Source organism: Eubacterium sp. CAG:161, assembly GCF_000432355.1.
GTDB lineage: Bacteria > Bacillota > Clostridia > Lachnospirales > Lachnospiraceae > Eubacterium_G > Eubacterium_G segne.
Window position 1 is genome coordinate 4,032 of record NZ_HF991837.1, and the last position, 17,923, is coordinate 21,954.

The 17,923-nt window shown below is 35.0% G+C and carries 19 protein-coding genes; 18 read left to right on the forward strand and 1 reads right to left on the reverse strand.

Annotated elements, in window-relative coordinates; translation table 11 throughout:
• The first annotated feature begins 553 nt into the window (after positions 1-553).
• The 11 genes from Q5O30_RS00600 to Q5O30_RS00655 all read left to right on the forward strand — a co-directional run bounded on the left by Q5O30_RS00600 (position 554) and on the right by Q5O30_RS00655 (position 9,751).
• Positions 554-958, forward strand: a complete 405-nt coding sequence (locus tag Q5O30_RS00600; RefSeq protein ID WP_021951833.1) for a hypothetical protein — start codon at positions 554-556, stop codon at positions 956-958.
• A gap of 159 nt (positions 959-1,117) precedes the next feature.
• Positions 1,118-1,747, forward strand: a complete 630-nt coding sequence (locus tag Q5O30_RS00605; protein ID WP_021951834.1) for a non-canonical purine NTP pyrophosphatase — start codon at positions 1,118-1,120, stop codon at positions 1,745-1,747.
• A gap of 224 nt (positions 1,748-1,971) precedes the next feature.
• Positions 1,972-2,436 carry a DUF2798 domain-containing protein gene (locus Q5O30_RS00610; RefSeq protein ID WP_021951835.1) on the forward strand — a complete coding sequence of 155 codons (465 nt, stop codon included), beginning with the start codon at positions 1,972-1,974 and terminating at the stop codon, positions 2,434-2,436.
• A gap of 79 nt (positions 2,437-2,515) precedes the next feature.
• Positions 2,516-2,728 (forward strand): hypothetical protein, encoded by a 213-nt coding sequence (locus Q5O30_RS00615; protein WP_021951836.1) that lies wholly within the window; start codon positions 2,516-2,518, stop codon positions 2,726-2,728.
• Between the two features lie 40 nt (positions 2,729-2,768).
• Positions 2,769-3,170: a DUF2752 domain-containing protein gene (locus Q5O30_RS00620; RefSeq protein ID WP_021951837.1), complete on the forward strand. Its 402-nt coding sequence runs from the start codon at positions 2,769-2,771 to the stop codon at positions 3,168-3,170.
• A gap of 221 nt (positions 3,171-3,391) precedes the next feature.
• Positions 3,392-5,110 (forward strand): leucine-rich repeat protein, encoded by a 1,719-nt coding sequence (locus Q5O30_RS00625; protein WP_021951838.1) that lies wholly within the window; start codon positions 3,392-3,394, stop codon positions 5,108-5,110.
• Between the two features lie 151 nt (positions 5,111-5,261).
• A complete protein-coding gene (locus tag Q5O30_RS00630; protein ID WP_021951839.1) occupies positions 5,262-5,405 on the forward strand; it encodes a hypothetical protein in 144 nt (47 codons plus the stop codon).
• A gap of 160 nt (positions 5,406-5,565) precedes the next feature.
• Complete coding sequence (locus tag Q5O30_RS00635) at positions 5,566-6,063, forward strand: GNAT family N-acetyltransferase (protein WP_021951840.1); 498 nt, start codon at positions 5,566-5,568, stop codon at positions 6,061-6,063.
• A gap of 16 nt (positions 6,064-6,079) precedes the next feature.
• Positions 6,080-6,883 carry an MBL fold metallo-hydrolase gene (locus Q5O30_RS00640; RefSeq protein ID WP_021951841.1) on the forward strand — a complete coding sequence of 268 codons (804 nt, stop codon included), beginning with the start codon at positions 6,080-6,082 and terminating at the stop codon, positions 6,881-6,883.
• Between the two features lie 177 nt (positions 6,884-7,060).
• A complete protein-coding gene (gene bsh / locus Q5O30_RS00650) occupies positions 7,061-8,035 on the forward strand; it encodes a choloylglycine hydrolase (RefSeq protein WP_021951842.1) in 975 nt (324 codons plus the stop codon).
• A 117-nt stretch (positions 8,036-8,152) separates the two neighbouring features.
• Positions 8,153-9,751 carry an MBL fold metallo-hydrolase RNA specificity domain-containing protein gene (locus tag Q5O30_RS00655; RefSeq protein WP_021951843.1) on the forward strand — a complete coding sequence of 533 codons (1,599 nt, stop codon included), beginning with the start codon at positions 8,153-8,155 and terminating at the stop codon, positions 9,749-9,751.
• Between the two features lie 88 nt (positions 9,752-9,839).
• Here Q5O30_RS00655 and Q5O30_RS00660 read toward each other — a convergent pair whose 3' ends face one another.
• Positions 9,840-10,718 carry a DegV family protein gene (locus Q5O30_RS00660; protein ID WP_021951844.1) on the reverse strand — a complete coding sequence of 293 codons (879 nt, stop codon included), beginning with the start codon at positions 10,716-10,718 and terminating at the stop codon, positions 9,840-9,842.
• 160 nt (positions 10,719-10,878) lie between these two features.
• Here Q5O30_RS00660 and Q5O30_RS00665 point away from each other — a divergent pair, with 160 nt between their 5' ends.
• The 7 genes from Q5O30_RS00665 to Q5O30_RS00695 all read left to right on the forward strand — a co-directional run bounded on the left by Q5O30_RS00665 (position 10,879) and on the right by Q5O30_RS00695 (position 17,900).
• The gene (locus Q5O30_RS00665) at positions 10,879-12,711 is read left to right on the forward strand and encodes a DUF2079 domain-containing protein (RefSeq protein WP_021951845.1); all 1,833 of its coding nucleotides are present in this window, start codon (positions 10,879-10,881) and stop codon (positions 12,709-12,711) included.
• Between the two features lie 108 nt (positions 12,712-12,819).
• Complete coding sequence (locus tag Q5O30_RS00670) at positions 12,820-14,103, forward strand: dihydroorotase (RefSeq protein ID WP_021951846.1); 1,284 nt, start codon at positions 12,820-12,822, stop codon at positions 14,101-14,103.
• Between the two features lies 1 nt (position 14,104).
• The gene (gene pyrF, locus Q5O30_RS00675) at positions 14,105-15,022 is read left to right on the forward strand and encodes an orotidine-5'-phosphate decarboxylase (RefSeq protein WP_021951847.1); all 918 of its coding nucleotides are present in this window, start codon (positions 14,105-14,107) and stop codon (positions 15,020-15,022) included.
• Between the two features lie 27 nt (positions 15,023-15,049).
• Complete coding sequence (locus Q5O30_RS00680) at positions 15,050-15,817, forward strand: dihydroorotate dehydrogenase electron transfer subunit (protein ID WP_021951848.1); 768 nt, start codon at positions 15,050-15,052, stop codon at positions 15,815-15,817.
• Complete coding sequence (locus tag Q5O30_RS00685) at positions 15,817-16,719, forward strand: dihydroorotate dehydrogenase (RefSeq protein ID WP_021951849.1); 903 nt, start codon at positions 15,817-15,819, stop codon at positions 16,717-16,719. The genes Q5O30_RS00680 and Q5O30_RS00685 overlap by 1 nt, the downstream gene beginning before the upstream one ends.
• A 30-nt stretch (positions 16,720-16,749) precedes the next feature.
• Complete coding sequence (gene pyrE / locus Q5O30_RS00690) at positions 16,750-17,430, forward strand: orotate phosphoribosyltransferase (protein ID WP_021951850.1); 681 nt, start codon at positions 16,750-16,752, stop codon at positions 17,428-17,430.
• Positions 17,431-17,444: 14 nt separating this feature from the next.
• Complete coding sequence (locus tag Q5O30_RS00695) at positions 17,445-17,900, forward strand: VanZ family protein (protein ID WP_021951851.1); 456 nt, start codon at positions 17,445-17,447, stop codon at positions 17,898-17,900.
• The last annotated feature ends 23 nt before the right edge of the window (positions 17,901-17,923 follow it).

A 17,923-nucleotide genomic window follows, 5' to 3' on the forward strand; every position in this document is an offset into this window, starting at 1 on the left:
AATTTTTTTAGATAAAAGCAAAAATAAAATAGAAAGGCTTGAAAAAATTGTGGATGAAATTGCAAAATAGCAATATGATGGTCCAGATATGATTAAATAATACAATAATCAAAATTGAGGTAAGAAAAGAATAAGGGACAGGGCATTATTGCACTATGAAAGTGATGCAATAGTTTATCCTTAAATATATAAAAAAATTATTTGAAAAAAGGTAAACTGCCCGAGAAATTATTTTTTTGAAATAAACAGTGTAATAATAAATTTTTTTTCTGGTAGAGATTTATATAAGCCATATCAGAAAAATCCAGAATCCACAATTATATACACAAATAACAAATTACTTAATATTAGAAAATGAAACAAGAAAATCAGCATTAATTAAAGAACATCTGATAACAATTAAAAATGTAGAACTTATTACATATCCCCCTGTTTTTTCTTAAGAAAACAAGAAAAGCAGTTTATAATAATAAGCATAAACCTAAAGTTATTTACACTACTGCTACCTTTATGTTACTATTCAGGCAACATATTTATGGAGAGGTGAAAACACATGATTAGAAATAAAAAGGTACTGGGTATAATTGTTCTTGCAGTAATTGTGGTTGCAATTGGTATCACAATATTTGTTACGAATAAAGATGGAGGCAAGGGAGGACTGACGGTATTTGAGGTAAACAGCTCCAGGATTGTTATTACAGGCAATGACAAAAATATAACTCTGACTAATGATGAAAAATCGGAATTTACCAGGTTGATTAAGAAAATTGTAAATGAAAATAATACAATAAAAGGTGATATTTCTGAAGAAAATTATGACTTTAAGATTGATTTTGACAATGGTTATGCTGCGTATATATTGCAGGATGAAAAGGAATTATTGTTTGAAGGTGATGTGAAAAAAATTGAGGAAGATGACATGACCAAATTGAATAAATATATTTCCAAAATGAAATAAATTAATTAAAGTGGCGGAACGTCTTTATACAGGTTGTGGATTTCAATTTGTGGAAGCTAAAAATATGTATTACGAAGATACAGGCTGGACAGAGTATAAAATGTTTGAATTGAATTTGTAAGTATGATTTGTAGAATCATATAAAAGACAGGAGAAAAAATGAAAGTATTACTAGGAACAACAAATCCTTCAAAAGTAAAAAGATTTTCTGAGCTTTTAGCTAATTGCAACATAGAATTTATTACTTTAAAGGAGCTTGAGATATCACAGGAACCGGAAGAAGTAGGAAAAACACCTGAGGAAAATGCCGTATGTAAAGCAAAATTTTACGGACAGTATTTTGATGCTGTTATTTGCAATGACTCAGGTTTATATTTTGAGGAACTTGATTTAGATGATAAGCGACAGCCGGGGCTTAATGTTAGAACACCAATGGGGATGGAAAGGTTGTCAGATGAAGAAATGATAAAATATTATTCTAAGCTGGTATCAGACCTTGGAGGAAAAGTGTCTGCCTATTATCTTGATGGAATAGCAGTGTATAACAAGGGAATTATTTCGTCCTTTATGGATAAAGATGCAGCCAAAGAAACAGGGGCATTTTATATGGTAGATAAAGCATCACCTAAAAGATTTCCGGGATGGCCTCTTGATTCAATATCCGTAAGCAGGGAGACGGGGAAATATTTTGTTGATGGAACTGATACTGATAGCAAGGAAAATGTAATTTATGGAGAATACAAAAAGAGAGTAGTGGAATTTTTAAAGAATGCACTGAATATTAAATAATAATATAGCAGGTAGAGTGAAAAATAACTGTTATAATCAGCGATAAATGGTGAAAAATACGACGTAGGAATGTTGATAAATATTAAATTTAGGTATTACATTAAATAGAAAAATATGTTATACTTCCCTAGCAATTTTATTATGGTTATTATTGGAAACGCACAATCCTCCGGGATGATAACGAACAACACATTAGTTATAAGTTATCGATAGGAGGATTTTTTATGCCAAAAAACAAATTTCAGGATGTAATATTTACAATTATTATGGCTACAATGATGGTTTATGGAATGGTTGTGTATAATGTAGCACTTAATACATGCAGTGTAACAGGGCAAACATTTATTAGTGCAACCCATGAATTGCCAATTATGGTGCCTGTGGCTTTTGTATTAGAATTTTTCGTAGTGGGGAAAATAGCTAAAATATTAGCCTTTACTGTGATGAAAACAAGCGACAGACCACAGATTATAACATATGCAATTTCAATTTGCATTTGTTGTATAATGTGTCCAATAATGAGTTTAGTTGCTACCATACTGTTTAAGGAAACAAAAAGCTTTGGGACATGGATACAGACATGGGCAATGAATTTTCCAATGGCAATATGTTATCAGATGTTTTATTGTGGTCCTTTTGTAAGGCTTATATTTAGAATGATTTTTCGTGAAAAAAATCACGAATCATAAAAATGATGGCTTTACATAAAGATTGTTTACAATCAGAAACCCATGACGAAGGAAAAAATCCGAATCCTATGCAAAAGGAATGTCGTGGATAAAAACAAATGTTAAATTAGTTATGGATGAGTCAGATGAAACCATCGCTGACTTAATAACTGACGGATGTAATATGGGCGTTAAATCTTTGAATGAATATCTTAATCAGTACAAAGCCGCTTATGAGAAGACTAAAGATATTGCAAAACGCTTAGTTAATATAGAAGAGAGTTTTGCCATTGACATAAGAAAATATTTATAGTATTTTAAGCAAAAAGATAAATTATAAAGAAAGGCAAATCTTGAAAAAGGACAATAAATTAAAGAAACAAAGGATTATAATAGCAATTGTTTTTATAATAATTATTGGCTATGTGGGAGTATACTTAAAGGGCGTTCCCTGTATTATTAAATATTTCACAGGTGTTTCATGCTTAGGTTGCGGAATGACCAGGGCATGGTTAGCAGCACTAAAATTAGATTTTTCAATGGCATTTTATTATCACCCGTTATTTTTTATGCCGGTGGTGATTTTAATTATTATACTAAATAGAAAAAGACTAAAGCCAAAAGCTTTGTCGGGTATTATATGGACTGTGCTGATTTTATTTGGCATAGTCTACATATATAGGATGTTTACACCTAATGGCATAGTGGTTTTTCAGCCGGAGAAGGGGCTGTTATATAAAATATTTAATAAATGAAGTTGCTTATTTTGGTATGTAGAATGGCAATTTATACTTTGAATGATTTCATTAAAATATGTTGGTAGAAATGATTTTACCGGCATATTTTTTTATGTAAAATCATAAGAATAAAAAATGTAGGAAATTACTCCATATAACACTTTTGTGTGATGTGGGGGAAGGTTTGCCTATGTTATTATTTTATTAACACCACAATTATTGGAAGGAGAGTGAACATTATGAAAGAAAAAATAGTTGCAATTATATTATCACTTACAATGATAATAGGTTTAGGTGGAACAGTGCATACACCTGCAAATGCAGCAGAAACAAAGTCAGTATCAAAGCAGGTTAATGACATTTTAGATGCAAAAAATGCAGATGTTACGGCTAATTTTAAGGCAAATGTAAAGGGAGAGGAAGTAGCTGAACAGCTTTATAGAACTTTTAGACAGTTAGCTTTTGATTATAACAGTGATTATGGTTCATATGAAGATGGAAAATTGGTTTTAACTAAAGAAGGTGAAGCATTTTACAACCGGATGCTTAAATTAGGCATTGCATCAGGTTTAAATGAAGATGGCGAACCTATTGGAGCAGATGTTTTAGACTTAAAGGGAACAGTAAAATCATCAGTTATTGATTCACAGAATTTTAATTTAGATTTATATCTTCAGCTTGCAAAAGGAAAAAATGCAAAGGCAATTTCATTAAATTATAACAATGGAAAAATTAAAATTAATTTAGGCACATTAGTTTCATTTGTGAAGGAATATACAGGAAGAACTGTTAATGATATTTATGATGCATTGGAGATACCTGCCATAGAAGAGCTTACACTTAATGGAATAAACGAATTAAATAAATACTTAAAGTCAGAACTTGGGATTCGTGAAGTATTATCTTATACAGTGTATACAGAGGAAGATGGTGAAGACGTGGCTGATAAAATAGGATGTATTAAAGATGTGAATTATGGAGAAAAAATGTATCCAAACTTTAACATATCCAGTGAGCAGTTAATGAGTACAGGTAAAGATTTATTGGCATTGGTTCTTAATACAGCTGACTATACTCTTGGTAAATTTGAAACAAAGTCAGGTACAAAATCAACTATTAGTGTAACAGAAAAAAATGCGACAGAGTTAATCAAGAGACTTAGTCTGGCATTAGGAAACAATGCGGAAGTTATAATAAATAGTGCAGCAGATAGATTGTTTGCATTACCTGGATTTGATGAAGTAGCTAAATCATATCCAAAGGGATACTTAGATGCAGTGAAGAAAGAAATGGTTTTCCAGGTTAAAAGTATATCCAGAAACTTAGATGCCTTAACTAAGGAAGAAGTGAAGGATAAGGGAGGAAACATAATTAAGTACATCCCAATTGAAAAAGCAATTGAAATGAACAAAGTCAAGGCATATGCTAATTTTACTGCTGACACTAAGGGTAAAAAAGGTTCAAGAGATGCACTGTTTACAGGAAGTATTAAATTCGCATCAGGAGAGGGTAAAGAGGCTACATCTGTAGATATTTCATTTGATGTATCAGTTAAGGAAAAAGGAACAAAGAGTAACGATACAAAAACTTCTGTTAAGAAAGTTAAAAAGGGAGATATTGTAAAGGCTAAAAGTGGTACTTATGTAGTTACATCAACATCAAAGAAAACTGTTTCTCTTAAGGCAGCTAAAAATAAAAAGACTGTAAAAATTCCTGCAACAGTAACAATTGGTAAAGATAAATACAAGGTTACTGCAATTGGAAAAAAGGCATTTAAGAATTGCAACAAAACAAAGAAAGTAGTAATTGGAAAAAATATTGAAAAGATTGGAAAGAAGGCATTTAGCGGAATTAACAAGAAAGCTACAATTAAGTGTCCTAAGAAATCTTTAAAGAAGTATAAAAAAATGATTATGAAAAAATCTACAGGGTACAAAAAGACTATGACAGTTAAATAATCGTTAGTAAATAAAGTCGTAATCCCGGTCATTGGTGGTGTATGTGACCGGGGTTATTTTATGTAAAAATAGAAATAGTAAATGCACATACGTAGTTAATAACTGCATAAATGTATAGTGATTTATATAGATGTAAGTGGTGGAAATGTATATGAAACTTATATTGAAACGAAAAAAAAGTGAAGAGTTTAGTAGTCTTGTGTACAATTGGAAAAGTGAATTTGAAAAGTTTGCTCCGACCCTTAATGATTCCATAGTTGTTGGAACGGCAGAAGAGAGAAAACAGATTAAGTGAACTCTGGAGCGAATTTGACTATCTTATGCCGGGGCTTCATTTAATAAAGAGGAACTTCTGGAGTTATTGTCATAAAGATGTATTGCAAAAGAGTTTCAATGGAGTTACCATAAAATATACGGTATTAAGGTATAAAAGTACCGTTACAGGAGAAAGAACAATGATTAATAATATTGAATTAAGAAGATACGAAGTAAGGGATATTCCTGAAATGGTTAATATTTGGAATGAAGTTGTTAAGGAGGGAAATGCTTTCCCACAGGAAGATTTACTGACAGAAGAAAAGGGTAAGATATTCTTTGAGAGACAGAGCTATTGTGGAGTAGCAGTAAACAAAGACACAGGAAAAATACTGGGAATGTATATTTTGCATCCTAATAATGTTGGGAGGTGTGGACATATTGCTAATGCAAGTTTTGCAGTTTCATCGGAAAGCAGAGGACTTCATATTGGTGAAAAAATGGTGCGTGACTGCATACAACAGGCACACAGGGAGCAGTTTAAAATTCTCCAGTTTAATGCAGTAGTGGAATCAAATATGCATGCAATACATTTATATGAGCGAATTGGCTTCAAGCAGCTGGGAGTCATTCCCAATGGCTTCAAGATGGATGAAGGAAAATATGAAAATATATGTGTGTACTATATAGAAGTGTAGTGGTGGGAAAAACACAATGAAAGTAATAACATTAATTGAGGACACCCCGGAGGATATGGAGTGTGATTTTGAACATGGTTTGGCATTATATATTGAAATTCAACAGTATAAATTGTTATTTGATACGGGAGCCACAGGCAGATTTGTGGGAAATGCCGCAAAATTAGGAATTGATTTAAATGAAATTGACAAGGTTATTATAAGTCATGGGCATTATGATCACGCAGGTGGTTTGCTTAAATTTTGTGAGATAAACAATCATGCACAAATTTATATGCAAAAAAATGCAACAGAGGAATGCTATTATAAAGACACATATATAGGAATAGATAACAGAATATTGAATTTGCCGCAGCTTAAATTAGTAGATGGAAGCTATAAAATAGATGATAATTTATATTTGATTTCTAATGTACCCACAGAAAAGAGAAATATAAAATTTCTAAGAAAAGTGGATGGAAAAATTACAGAAGATGATTTTTCCCATGAGCAAAGCCTTGTAATATGTACAAAGAAGGGAAATGCCCTTATATCAGGGTGTGCACATTGTGGAATTATAAATATTTTAGAGGCATATAAGAAGAAATTTGCCAATGAGCCAATGGTAGTAATCAGTGGGTTTCATATGTTTAAAAACGGTGGGTATACTAAAGAAGAAACAGCAAATATAGAGGCTATTGCAAAAAAATTAAACAAGATGTACACTATTTTTTATACCGGGCATTGTACAGGGGATAAAGCTTATGAGATAATGCATAAAATTATGAAAGATAAATTAAAAGCCATTCACACAGGAAAAATAGTGGAAATTAAAGAGTGATTATAAGAAAAAGGCTTCCAGCCGGGAGGTAGAACAATTAGAAATCTGGGATATCATTTAGAATCCCTTGCAATTGTAGACAGGATGAATGCAGATACCGGAGAGATAGAGTTCAGGCAACAGTAGAAAAATAAATATATGCAAAACGTAATACTATAAAATAAACTAGGAGGTAGTATGTGTACCGCAGCAACATATAAAACAAAGGATTTTTATTTTGGAAGAACATTGGACTATGAGTTTTCATATGGCGATGAAATTGCCATAACTCCGAGAAATTATCCAATTAATTTTAGACATACAAAGGCTTTAGATAATCACTATGCCATAATGGGCATGGCGTATGTTGTAGGGGAGTATCCTCTATATTATGATGCAATTAATGAGAAAGGTCTTGGAATGGCAGGGCTTAATTTTGTTGGAAATGCCATGTATCAGGAAGTTAAGGAAAATGAAACCAATGTGGCTCAGTTTGAGTTTATTATGTGGATTTTGGCACAATACTCCAATGTAGATGAGGCAAGGGAGGCGCTGTCCCATATGAATCTGGTGGCAACACCTTTTAGTGAGCAGTTGCCTTCTGCACAGCTTCATTGGATAATTGCAGATGAAAAGAGCTCAATTACAGTGGAATGTATGGCAGACGGACTTCATATATATGACAATCCCGTGGGAGTTCTTACCAACAATCCACCCTTTGATCAGCAGATGTTTATGCTAAACAATTATATGAATTTATCTCCTAAACAGCCTGAAAATAAGTTTTCAAAGGATTTGGATTTTAATGCCTACAGTCGTGGAATGGGAGCTTTGGGGCTTCCGGGGGATTTGTCATCAGCTTCAAGATTTGCCAAGGTTGCCTTTACCAAAATGAATTCCGTATCAGGAGATGGCGAAGAGGAAAGTGTCAGCCAGTTCTTCCATATTCTAGGCTCTGTTGACCAGCAAAGGGGATGCTGTGAAGTGGAAGAAGGCAAGTATGAGATAACAATTTATACTTCATGTTGCAATGCAACCAAGGGGATTTATTATTATACAACCTATAACAATCATCAGATTACCGCAGTGGACATGCACAGGGAAAAATTAGATGGGGATAAGTTAGTACGGTATCCGTTAATTACAGGAGAGCAGATAAATTATCAGAATTAACTAATTAAATCTAACACATTTGCTAAAATATATATAGCGACCTTCCGGGGAAAATGGTATAATTACTGTTATATAAATTATGAGTTTCGGATAAAATCGAATAGGGAGGTGCTAGTTATGATTCTTACATTTTTAGGAGCAGACCATGAAGTTACAGGAAGCTGTCATTTTATTCAGGTTGGTGACAAAAAGGTACTTGTGGATTGTGGAATGGAGCAGGGAAAGGATATTTATGTAAACCAGGAACTGCCGGTTTTAGCAGGAGAAATTGATTACATTTTTCTTACCCATGCCCATATTGACCATTCAGGTCTCATTCCACTGATGGTGAAACAGGGATTTAAAGGACAGGTGTTTGCTACCAGAGCTACCTGTGATTTGTGCAACATAATGCTTCGTGATAGTGCACATATTCAGGAGTTTGAGGCAGAATGGAGAAACAGAAAGGCAAAGAGGTCTGGTGAGGCACCTTATGAACCCATATACACTATGGATGATGCTGTGGCAGCCTGCGAGTTGTTAGTTCCGGTGGACTATGACTGTATGGTGAAAATCTGCGATGAAATCTCCGTGAGGTACGAGGATGCGGGACATTTGCTAGGTTCTGCCAGCATTAAGATGTTTTTAACTGAGGGAGAGGAAAAGAGAACAATTATTTTTTCAGGGGATGTTGGAAATATTAATAAACCTATTATTAAAGATCCTACACCTATGGATGGTGCTGACTATGTTCTTATTGAATCAACTTATGGTGACAGATTACACGGAGACAGACCGGATTATGTGGGAGCTCTTGCCAGAATACTAAATGAAACCTTTGAGAGAGGTGGAAATGTAGTTATTCCGTCTTTTGCTGTAGGCAGAACTCAGGAAATGCTATATTTCTTAAGAATTATAAAAAAAGAAAACATGGTTCCCGGATTCCCTCATTTTCAGGTTTATGTTGACAGTCCTTTAGCGGTGGAAGCTACAAACGTGTTTAACAATAATATAATAGACTGTTTTGATGATGAAACCATGGAACTTATAAATCAGGGAATTAACCCACTGAGATTTGAGGGATTAAATGTTTCCGTAACAACTCAGGATTCCATTGCCATCAATGAAGATATGAAACCAAAGGTTATTTTATCGGCATCAGGAATGTGTGAAGCCGGCAGAATCAGACATCATTTGAAGCATAACCTTTGGAGGGAAGAGTGTACTGTTTTGTTTGTGGGATATCAGGCAGTAGGTACTCTTGGAAGGTCACTTCTTGAAGGCGCTAAGTCAGTAAAACTTTTTGGTGAGGAAATTGCAGTAAATGCCCACATTGAAAATTTAAAGGGAGTAAGTGGTCATGCAGACCAAAAAGGACTGATTAACTGGATGGAATCCATGATGAAAAAGCCGGATAAGGTGTTTGTCGTTCATGGAGAAGATCAGGTGTGTGATACTTTTGCAGAACTGTTAAGCAAACAGCATGGTTATGATACATATGCTCCATATAGTGGAACAGAGTTTGATTTAATATCCGGTGAGTTGATTAAAGAAGGTATTCCACAACGAATCGCTGAGAAGGCAAAGAAACGCAGGGCTAATGGAATTTACGACAACCTTGTATCAGCAGGTAACCGTCTTATGGCTGTTATTAAGAGAAATGAAGGTGGAGCCAATAAAGATTTGGCAAGATTCACCAGTCAGATACAGTCTCTATGCGATAAGTGGGACAGATAAAACAGAAATTTAGAGAAGATATATAAATAGGCAGTTAGAATGTGATTTGAACACGTTCTGACTGCCTGTTTTGCTGTTGCTTGTTTAACTACAGTGTTTCATATTTTCTGATTACACCTAACCCAATAGGATGTGGGCCGGTATGTACGCCGGATACGATACCAATGGCAACATTGGTTTCAGAATTAAGTTTAACTCCAAGAGTTTCCTCTACATCATTCATAAAGCTGACACCTTCTGTTTTGTCATATCCGTATCCTACGGAAACCACGAAATTGTCTTTTCCGTTTTCATCAAGATAAGCCTTAGCTGTTGATAAAACCTTAGCCTTAAGTTTATTTCTGTTTCGTCCGATACCCCCAAGGCTGATATCTCCATTTTTCATTATAATAACAGGTTTAACGTCGATTTTGCTGGCAATAGATGCAAGCTTACCGATACGACCACCCATTTTTAAATAGTCAAGAGAACCTACTGTAAAGAAAATACGGGCGCTTGCCATTAATGGCTCTAATTTCTTTAAAGAATCTTCAAAGGAAATTCCTGCATCACGCATTCTAACCATCTGGTCAATAATAAGAGCCTGAGTTACGGTATTTTGCTTAGAATCAATAACAGTAATGTTAGCATCAGGATTTTCTTCCTCAATCATTTCCTTTGCATTCATTGCTGAGTTATAAGAACCACTGAAAATAAGAGTAATGGTAAAGCAAACAACAGGAATACCCTTGTCAGTAAATTCCTTAAAAGCATTGTAATAGCTGTCAACACTTGGAAGGGAAGTTTTAGGGTAAACTCCCGGATTTGAAACCATTCTCTCATAACATTCATCTCTTGAAATATCTATGGAATCCCTGTAATATGTCTCTCCATCAAATGAAACTGAAAGAGGAACTATTGTAATATCGTGTTCTGCAATATACTTTTTTGACAAATCACAGGCACTGTCACTAATTATCTTATACATAGACTTGTAAAACTCCTTAACATAGTATTTAATACTACATAGTATATCATATAAAAAACATTAATCAATATTATTTTTATCAAAAAACAAAATTTTACCACATAAGTTGTAAGATATATGCTAAAATAGAGAAAAAGTTTTTATAAGTGAGGAAGGGAAAGTGAATAAAATCAAATCATTATTGCAGTATCAAAAAGAAATCATTGAAGGTTTCTTTGTAAGTGCAGTAGGAAGTTGGGCGTTATGTTCAATAATACGAGGGGCATACAGGCACATTAATGATGTAAATTTTGGAGGAGCTACTAATATTGCCATTGTCATATGTCTATTTGTGATAGGTATGGCACTTATGGCCATGCTTTATATACATAAGGATTCCATGGCAAAACTGGCTATGTTTGCTTTTGTGTATCTTTTTGTAATTTTGTGCGCATGTCAGGGATATTCCGTTTCATGGGGAGATGCATCATATTATAACCGGATTGGAAATGTATGTTTCCAAACAGTGTTGTGTGTCATTGCAGTTTGGGCATTTATGTATGTGAAAGAGGATATTTTTAATATTTTTGCTAAAATTCATTTAACTAAAAAAGAAACATGGATTGTTGTAGCTGTAATTGGTGTTTTACTCTTTGCCTTTATAGGAGTGGTTACGGTATACAGATATCTTACATATAGCAATTCAACATTTGATTTTGGTATATTTGCTCAAATGTATGAATATATGAAGCAAAAAGGAACCATCAGTACTACAGTAGAGAGAAATAAATTGCTTTCACATTTTGCAGTGCATTTTTCACCTATATTTTATATAGCGCTTCCAATATATTTTATATTTGATAACGCCATAACAGTTCAGCTTATACAGGCATTTATGGTTGCCATTCCTGTTATACCAATAGTATTACTTTGTAAACATCACAAGTTATCTAACCAGATGGCAATTGCAGTTTCACTGATATATGTTTTATATCCGGCAACAGCAGGTGGAACATTTTATGATATTCACGAAAACTGCTTTATAACATTTTTTCTGTTGATGTTAGCCTGGACAGTTGAAAAAAAGAAGAACGTTGCAGCGGTTATATTCGCAATTTTGTCATTGATGGTTAAGGAAGATGCACCGGTTTATGTGTTTATATTGGGGATATTCTTCCTGTTTTCAAAGAAGGATAAAAAACGTGGTGTTATTCTTATTGTGGCATCAGCAATTTACTTCGCTATGGCAACAGCCATAGTAAACAGCTATGGTCTTGGAATACAGGAATATAGATTTGGAAATTTATACTTTACTCAGGATGGAGGTCTTATTCAGGTATTTGAGACGCTTTTGGCTAATCCGGGTTATGCCATCAGTCAGATTATAAGAAACACAAATGATAACTCAATGGATAAAATCGGATATATCATTTCCATGCTTGTTCCTGTAGCAGCAGTGCTTTTTACAACAGGAAAGAAGTATTCAAGATATATATTACTTCTTCCGTTTATAATCATTAATTTATTGCCGACATATTTATATATGCATGATATAACATTCCAATACGATTTTAGTGTTATAGCACTTATGATGTATGCAATTATATTAAACATAGCAGATATGGATATAAACAGGGCAAAGAAACTGGCAACTGTTTCGGTAATATGTGCCAGTGTAATGTTTATGGGAAGCATTTACCAGAAGGCACCGTATTATGTATCAAGATATAATGCGGACAAGGCTACATACCAGGGACTTAACAAGGCACTGGACATGGTTCCGGAGGATGCTTCAGTATGTGCATCAGGATTTTTGGTACCACATTTGTCAAAGAACCTTATTTTATATGATCAGAATCATCTTGAAAGTGATATATATACTGATTATCTGGTAGTGGATGCAAGATATGATACTGAAAAAGAGAAGTTTAGCAATATTATAGCTTCAGGCAAGTATGAAGTGGTGTATAATGTGGACGGATTAATAACAATTTACAAAAGAACTTCAAATTAAAAGTTAGAACACATCTCTTTATATTGAAAGGGATGTGTTTTTTTGCTATACTTTTATATGGATTTTTATGCCTTTTAAAGGTAAATATATAAGAAAGAGGATTTATAGGTGTCAATACTCATAAAAAACGGACGGGTTCTTAATCCATCAGAAAATCTTGACAGTGTTATGGATATTCTGATTGATAAGGGAGTAATAGTAAAAAAAGCTTCATATATTGAAAATGAAGCGAATCAGATTATAGATGCTAAAGGCTGTTATGTAATGCCGGGACTTATAGATTTGCATGTGCATTTCAGAGATCCGGGATTAACATATAAAGAAGATATAGAAACAGGAAGCAGGGCAGCTGCTAAAGGTGGATTTACTACCGTATGCTGCATGCCGAATACAAAACCTGTAGTAGATTCCCCGGAAACAGTTAAATACATTATAGATAAGGGAAAAGCCGTAGGGCTTACCAATGTACTTCCTGTAGGGGCAGTTACCAAAAACATGGCAGGAGTTGAAATTACAGATGTAGAGGGACTAAAGGCAGCAGGAATCTGTGCCATAAGTGAAGATGGAAAGTCTGTTATGAATTCCGGTGTATATAGAAAAGCAATGAAAAATGCTAAAAAAGCGGATATTCCGGTTTTGGCACATTGTGAAGACATAAACCTTGTAGAAGGCGGAGTTATTAACTTAGGAGACAAGTCAAAGGAGTTAGGGGTTAAGGGAATAAGCAATGCAGTGGAAGATGTTATAGCCTTAAGAGATATTCTTTTAGCAAAGGAAACAGGTGCTAAATTGCATTTATGCCATTGCTCCACAAAAGACAGCGTGGAAATGGTAAGACGTGCTAAGAAAGAGGGAGTAAAGGTTACCGCAGAGGTGTGCCCTCATCATTTTTCCATGTGCAGTGATGATATTACTTCTAATGATGCTAATTTCAAAATGAACCCTCCTCTTAGAACAAGAGAGGATATGGAAGCATTAATAAAGGGATTAAGTGATGATATAATGGATGTTATTTCCACAGACCATGCTCCCCACAGTGCAGAGGAAAAGGCGAAGGATTTAGAGCATGCACCTTTTGGAATCGTGGGACTTGAAACATCTGTGGCACTTACCATAACTAATCTGGTAAAAAAAGGACATATTACACCCCTTCAGATGGCTGCAAAAATGAGTTACAATCCTGCGAAGGTTCTTGGAATTAACAAAGGAACATTAAATGAAGGAGCCATAGCAGATGTTACCATTATCAATCCAAATAAAGAATATGTTATTGACTCAAATGAATTTGCTTCTAAAGGAAAAAATACACCTTTTAATGGTTACAGGGTATCCGGAGAGGTTGAATATACGATTTTAAATGGCAATGTAGTATACAATAAAGGAGAGAAATAGAATGATTAATAAATTAGTTAAGAAAATTAAAGAAACCAATGCACCGGTAGTAGTAGGTTTAGACCCTATGATGAGTTATTTGCCGGAGCATATTACAAAAAAGGCTTTTGAGGAATATGGAGAAACTCTTGAGGGAGCAGCAGAAGCTATATGGCAGTACAATAAAGGAATTATTGATGCTACATATGATTTAATTCCGGCAGTAAAACCGCAGATAGCCATGTATGAGCAGTTTGGTATTCCGGGACTTGTGGCATTTAAAAAGACTGTAGATTATGCAAAGGAAAAAGACTTAGTTGTAATAGGAGATGTAAAGCGTGGAGATATTGGCTCCACATCAGCAGCATATGCTACAGGTCATCTTGGAAAGGTTCAGGTTGGAAGCAAAACATATTCATTATTTGATGAAGACTTTGCAACTGTTAATCCATATCTTGGAACAGATGGAATCAAGCCTTTTATTGATGTATGTAAGGAAGAAAACAAGGGATTATTTATTTTAGTTAAAACTTCAAATCCATCAAGTGGAGAGTTTCAGGACAGATTAATTGATGGAAAGCCTTTGTATGAGCTTGTTGGTGAATATGTGGCAAAATGGGGTCAGGAGCACATGGGTGATGAATACAGCTACATTGGTGCAGTTGTAGGAGCCACATATCCGGAAATGGGAAAAGTTTTAAGAAAAATTATGCCAAAGAGCTACATTCTGGTACCGGGATACGGAGCACAAGGTGGAACTGCAGAAGGCTTAAGACCATATTTCAACGAGGACGGACTTGGTGCCATTGTAAACTCTTCAAGAGGAATTATATGTGCATACAAGCAGGATAAATATGCCAAATTTGGAGAATTAAATTATGCCGATGCATCACGTCAGGCAGTTATAGATATGATTGAGGATATTAATTCAATTTTCTAGTGAAATTTTAATAAGGATGGATTAGTTATGAGAGAAAAGGAAAAAGCAGTTGTTGTCAGTCAGGAATGCATTGGTACCGGAATTTACAGTATGATAATAAAAACTAAGGCGGCAGACAGTGCAGTTGCAGGGCAGTTTGTTTCAATTTACTGTAAGGACAAAACTAAATTGTTGCCAAGACCTATCAGCATATGTGAGATAGATAAGGAAAACGGAACAATCAGAATAGTATACCGTGTTGTTGGTGGCGGCACGGAAGAAATGTCAGGCTATAAGTCAGGAGACGGGATTGAATTAATAGGACCTCTTGGAAATGGATTTATGCAGCGTGAAAATAAAAAAGCCATTTTAATTGGTGGAGGAATTGGAATCCCACCAATGGTAGGTTTGGCAGAAGCATTAAAGGATAAGGCAGAGGTTCAGATTGTGGCAGGCTACAGGGATGAACTTTTTCTTACTAAGGAATTGCAGGAAAACGGAAGTCTTTATATCGCAACGGAAGACGGAAGCTGCGGAACTAAGGGAACGGTTATTGATGCCATAAAGGATAAAGAAATACAGGGAGACGTAATATACGCCTGTGGTCCAACACCTATGCTTAGGGCGATTAAAGAATATGCCATGGAAAAAGGAATAGAGTGTCAGCTTTCATTAGAAGAGAGAATGGCATGCGGTATTGGGGCGTGCCTTGCCTGTGTGTGTAAGTCAAAGGATAAGGATGCTCATTCAAATGTAAACAACAAACGTATTTGTAAGGATGGTCCGGTATTTTTGGCAGAGGAGGTAGAACTGTAATGAACACAAAAGTTAATATTGCGGGAGTTGAATTTAAAAATCCGGTTATGGTTGCCTCAGGAACTTTCGGTTCCGGAGCTGAATACGGAGAGTTTGTAGATTTAAACAGACTTGGAGCAGTAGTTACAAAAGGTGTGGCAAATGTACCATGGGAAGGAAATCCTACACCGAGAATTGCAGAAACTTACGGTGGAATGCTTAATGCAGTGGGACTTCAAAATCCGGGATATGATTTATTTGCCAAAAGAGATATTCCGTATTTACAGAACTATGATACCAATATAATTGTAAATGTATGTGGAAGAACTACGGAAGATTACATTGACGTAGTGGAAAAATTAGGACACGAAAGTGTTGATATGTTGGAAATAAATATTTCATGCCCGAATGTAAAGCATGGTGGAATTGCATTCGGTCAGGATCCAAAGGCGGTTGAGGCTATAACCAAGGCTGTAAAAGCGGTTGCAAAACAGCCGGTTATTATGAAATTAAGTCCAAATGTTACAGACATAACGGAAATGGCAAGAGCTGCAGAGGCAGGTGGCGCAGATGCTTTGTCTTTAATTAATACATTAACAGGAATGCAGATTGATGTTGAAAGACAGAAGTTTGTTTTAGCTAACAAAACAGGAGGATTATCAGGTCCTGCAATTAAACCTGTAGCTGTAAGAATGGTATATCAGGTGGCAAATGCGGTTAAAGTTCCTATTATTGGAATGGGCGGAATTGCAAGTGCTAAGGATGCTCTTGAATTTATATTAGCAGGTGCCACGGCAGTGTCGGTAGGAACGGCCAACTTTAACAATCCAAATACCACAATAGAAGTTATTGAAGGAATTGAGGATTATATGGAAAGACATGGAGTTGAAGATATAAACAATCTGATAGGAAGTGTTAAGTAAATTGAATATTTATAATAAGGAGATTTAACAATGGAAGCATATAAGAGTGAGTTTATAGAATTTATGGTAGAAAGTGATGTTTTAAAGTTTGGAGAGTTTACACTTAAAAGTGGTAGAAAGTCTCCATTTTTCATGAATGCAGGAGCTTATGTTACAGGTTCCCAGCTTCACAGATTAGGTCAGTATTATGCAAAGGCAATACACGACAGATATGGTGATGATTTTGACGTGCTTTTCGGACCGGCATATAAGGGAATACCCCTTGCAGTGGTTACAGCTATTGCATTTAATGAATTATATGGAAAAGAAATCCGTTATTGTTCAGATAGAAAAGAAGAGAAAGACCACGGAGCAGACAAGGGAAGCTTACTTGGAAGCACTTTAAAAGACGGTGACAGAGTGGTAATGATTGAAGATGTTACAACATCAGGTAAGTCTATGGAGGAAACAGTTCCAAAAGTAAAGGGAGCAGCAGATGTTACCATTGTAGGACTTATGGTTTCCCTTGACAGAATGGAAGTTGGAAAAGGTGGAGAAAAATGTGCCCTTGATGAAGTAAAGGATCTTTACGGATTTGAAACTAATGCCATTGTTACTATGGCAGATGTTGTGGAGCATTTATACAACAGAGAATGCAACGGAAAAGTTGTGATTAACGATGAGATAAAGTCAGCAATTGATAAGTATTATGAGCAGTATGGTGCTAAATAGTCAGGAGATGCAAGTTGACAAAAACAGATAGAAGAGTCAGAAATTTTGGCAGATTATTTTTTGTACTTTATATGCTTGCCGCCCTTTATTTTATGTTTTTATCAGAGACCTTAGACAGGTCAATGGTTAGTAAAAATTACAGGTATAATCTTACGTTGTTTAAAGAAATAACAAGATTTTGGGATATGCGGCATACCTACGGCTGGAATGTAACCATTGTAAACTTAGTTGGAAATGTTATATGTTTTATGCCTTTTGGCTTTTTAATTCCGACTATCTCAAAGAAGAAAATATGCAAAAATGTTATTAGCGTTACACTTCTTGCCATGCTTTTTAGTTTGGGAATAGAGACGGCACAACTTTTATTAAAGGTTGGAGCATTTGACGTTGACGACATTTTCTTAAATACCATAGGCGGCTTTTTAGGTTATGTGACAATGAAATTTACAAGGGTGCGAAAGCATATATAAAGGTGCATAAAAAACAGATTGAG

Bases quoted from the DNA above. Each gene is read 5' to 3' on its own strand.
- Q5O30_RS00600 (WP_021951833.1), top strand. From the start codon at position 554: ATGATTAGAAATAAAAAGGTACTGGGTATAATTGTTCTTGCAGTAATT.
- Q5O30_RS00635 (WP_021951840.1), top strand. From the start codon at position 5,566: ATGATTAATAATATTGAATTAAGAAGATACGAAGTAAGGGATATTCCT.
- Q5O30_RS00655 (WP_021951843.1), top strand. From the start codon at position 8,153: ATGATTCTTACATTTTTAGGAGCAGACCATGAAGTTACAGGAAGCTGT.
- pyrF (WP_021951847.1), top strand. From the start codon at position 14,105: ATGATTAATAAATTAGTTAAGAAAATTAAAGAAACCAATGCACCGGTA.
- Q5O30_RS00630 (WP_021951839.1), top strand. From the start codon at position 5,262: ATGAAACTTATATTGAAACGAAAAAAAAGTGAAGAGTTTAGTAGTCTT.
- bsh (WP_021951842.1), top strand. From the start codon at position 7,061: ATGTGTACCGCAGCAACATATAAAACAAAGGATTTTTATTTTGGAAGA.
- Q5O30_RS00685 (WP_021951849.1), top strand. From the start codon at position 15,817: ATGAACACAAAAGTTAATATTGCGGGAGTTGAATTTAAAAATCCGGTT.
- Q5O30_RS00660 (WP_021951844.1), bottom strand. From the start codon at position 10,718: ATGTATAAGATAATTAGTGACAGTGCCTGTGATTTGTCAAAAAAGTAT.
- Q5O30_RS00610 (WP_021951835.1), top strand. From the start codon at position 1,972: ATGCCAAAAAACAAATTTCAGGATGTAATATTTACAATTATTATGGCT.
- Q5O30_RS00625 (WP_021951838.1), top strand. From the start codon at position 3,392: ATGAAAGAAAAAATAGTTGCAATTATATTATCACTTACAATGATAATA.
- Q5O30_RS00640 (WP_021951841.1), top strand. From the start codon at position 6,080: ATGAAAGTAATAACATTAATTGAGGACACCCCGGAGGATATGGAGTGT.
- Q5O30_RS00680 (WP_021951848.1), top strand. From the start codon at position 15,050: ATGAGAGAAAAGGAAAAAGCAGTTGTTGTCAGTCAGGAATGCATTGGT.
- pyrE (WP_021951850.1), top strand. From the start codon at position 16,750: ATGGAAGCATATAAGAGTGAGTTTATAGAATTTATGGTAGAAAGTGAT.
- Q5O30_RS00605 (WP_021951834.1), top strand. From the start codon at position 1,118: ATGAAAGTATTACTAGGAACAACAAATCCTTCAAAAGTAAAAAGATTT.
- Q5O30_RS00615 (WP_021951836.1), top strand. From the start codon at position 2,516: ATGTCGTGGATAAAAACAAATGTTAAATTAGTTATGGATGAGTCAGAT.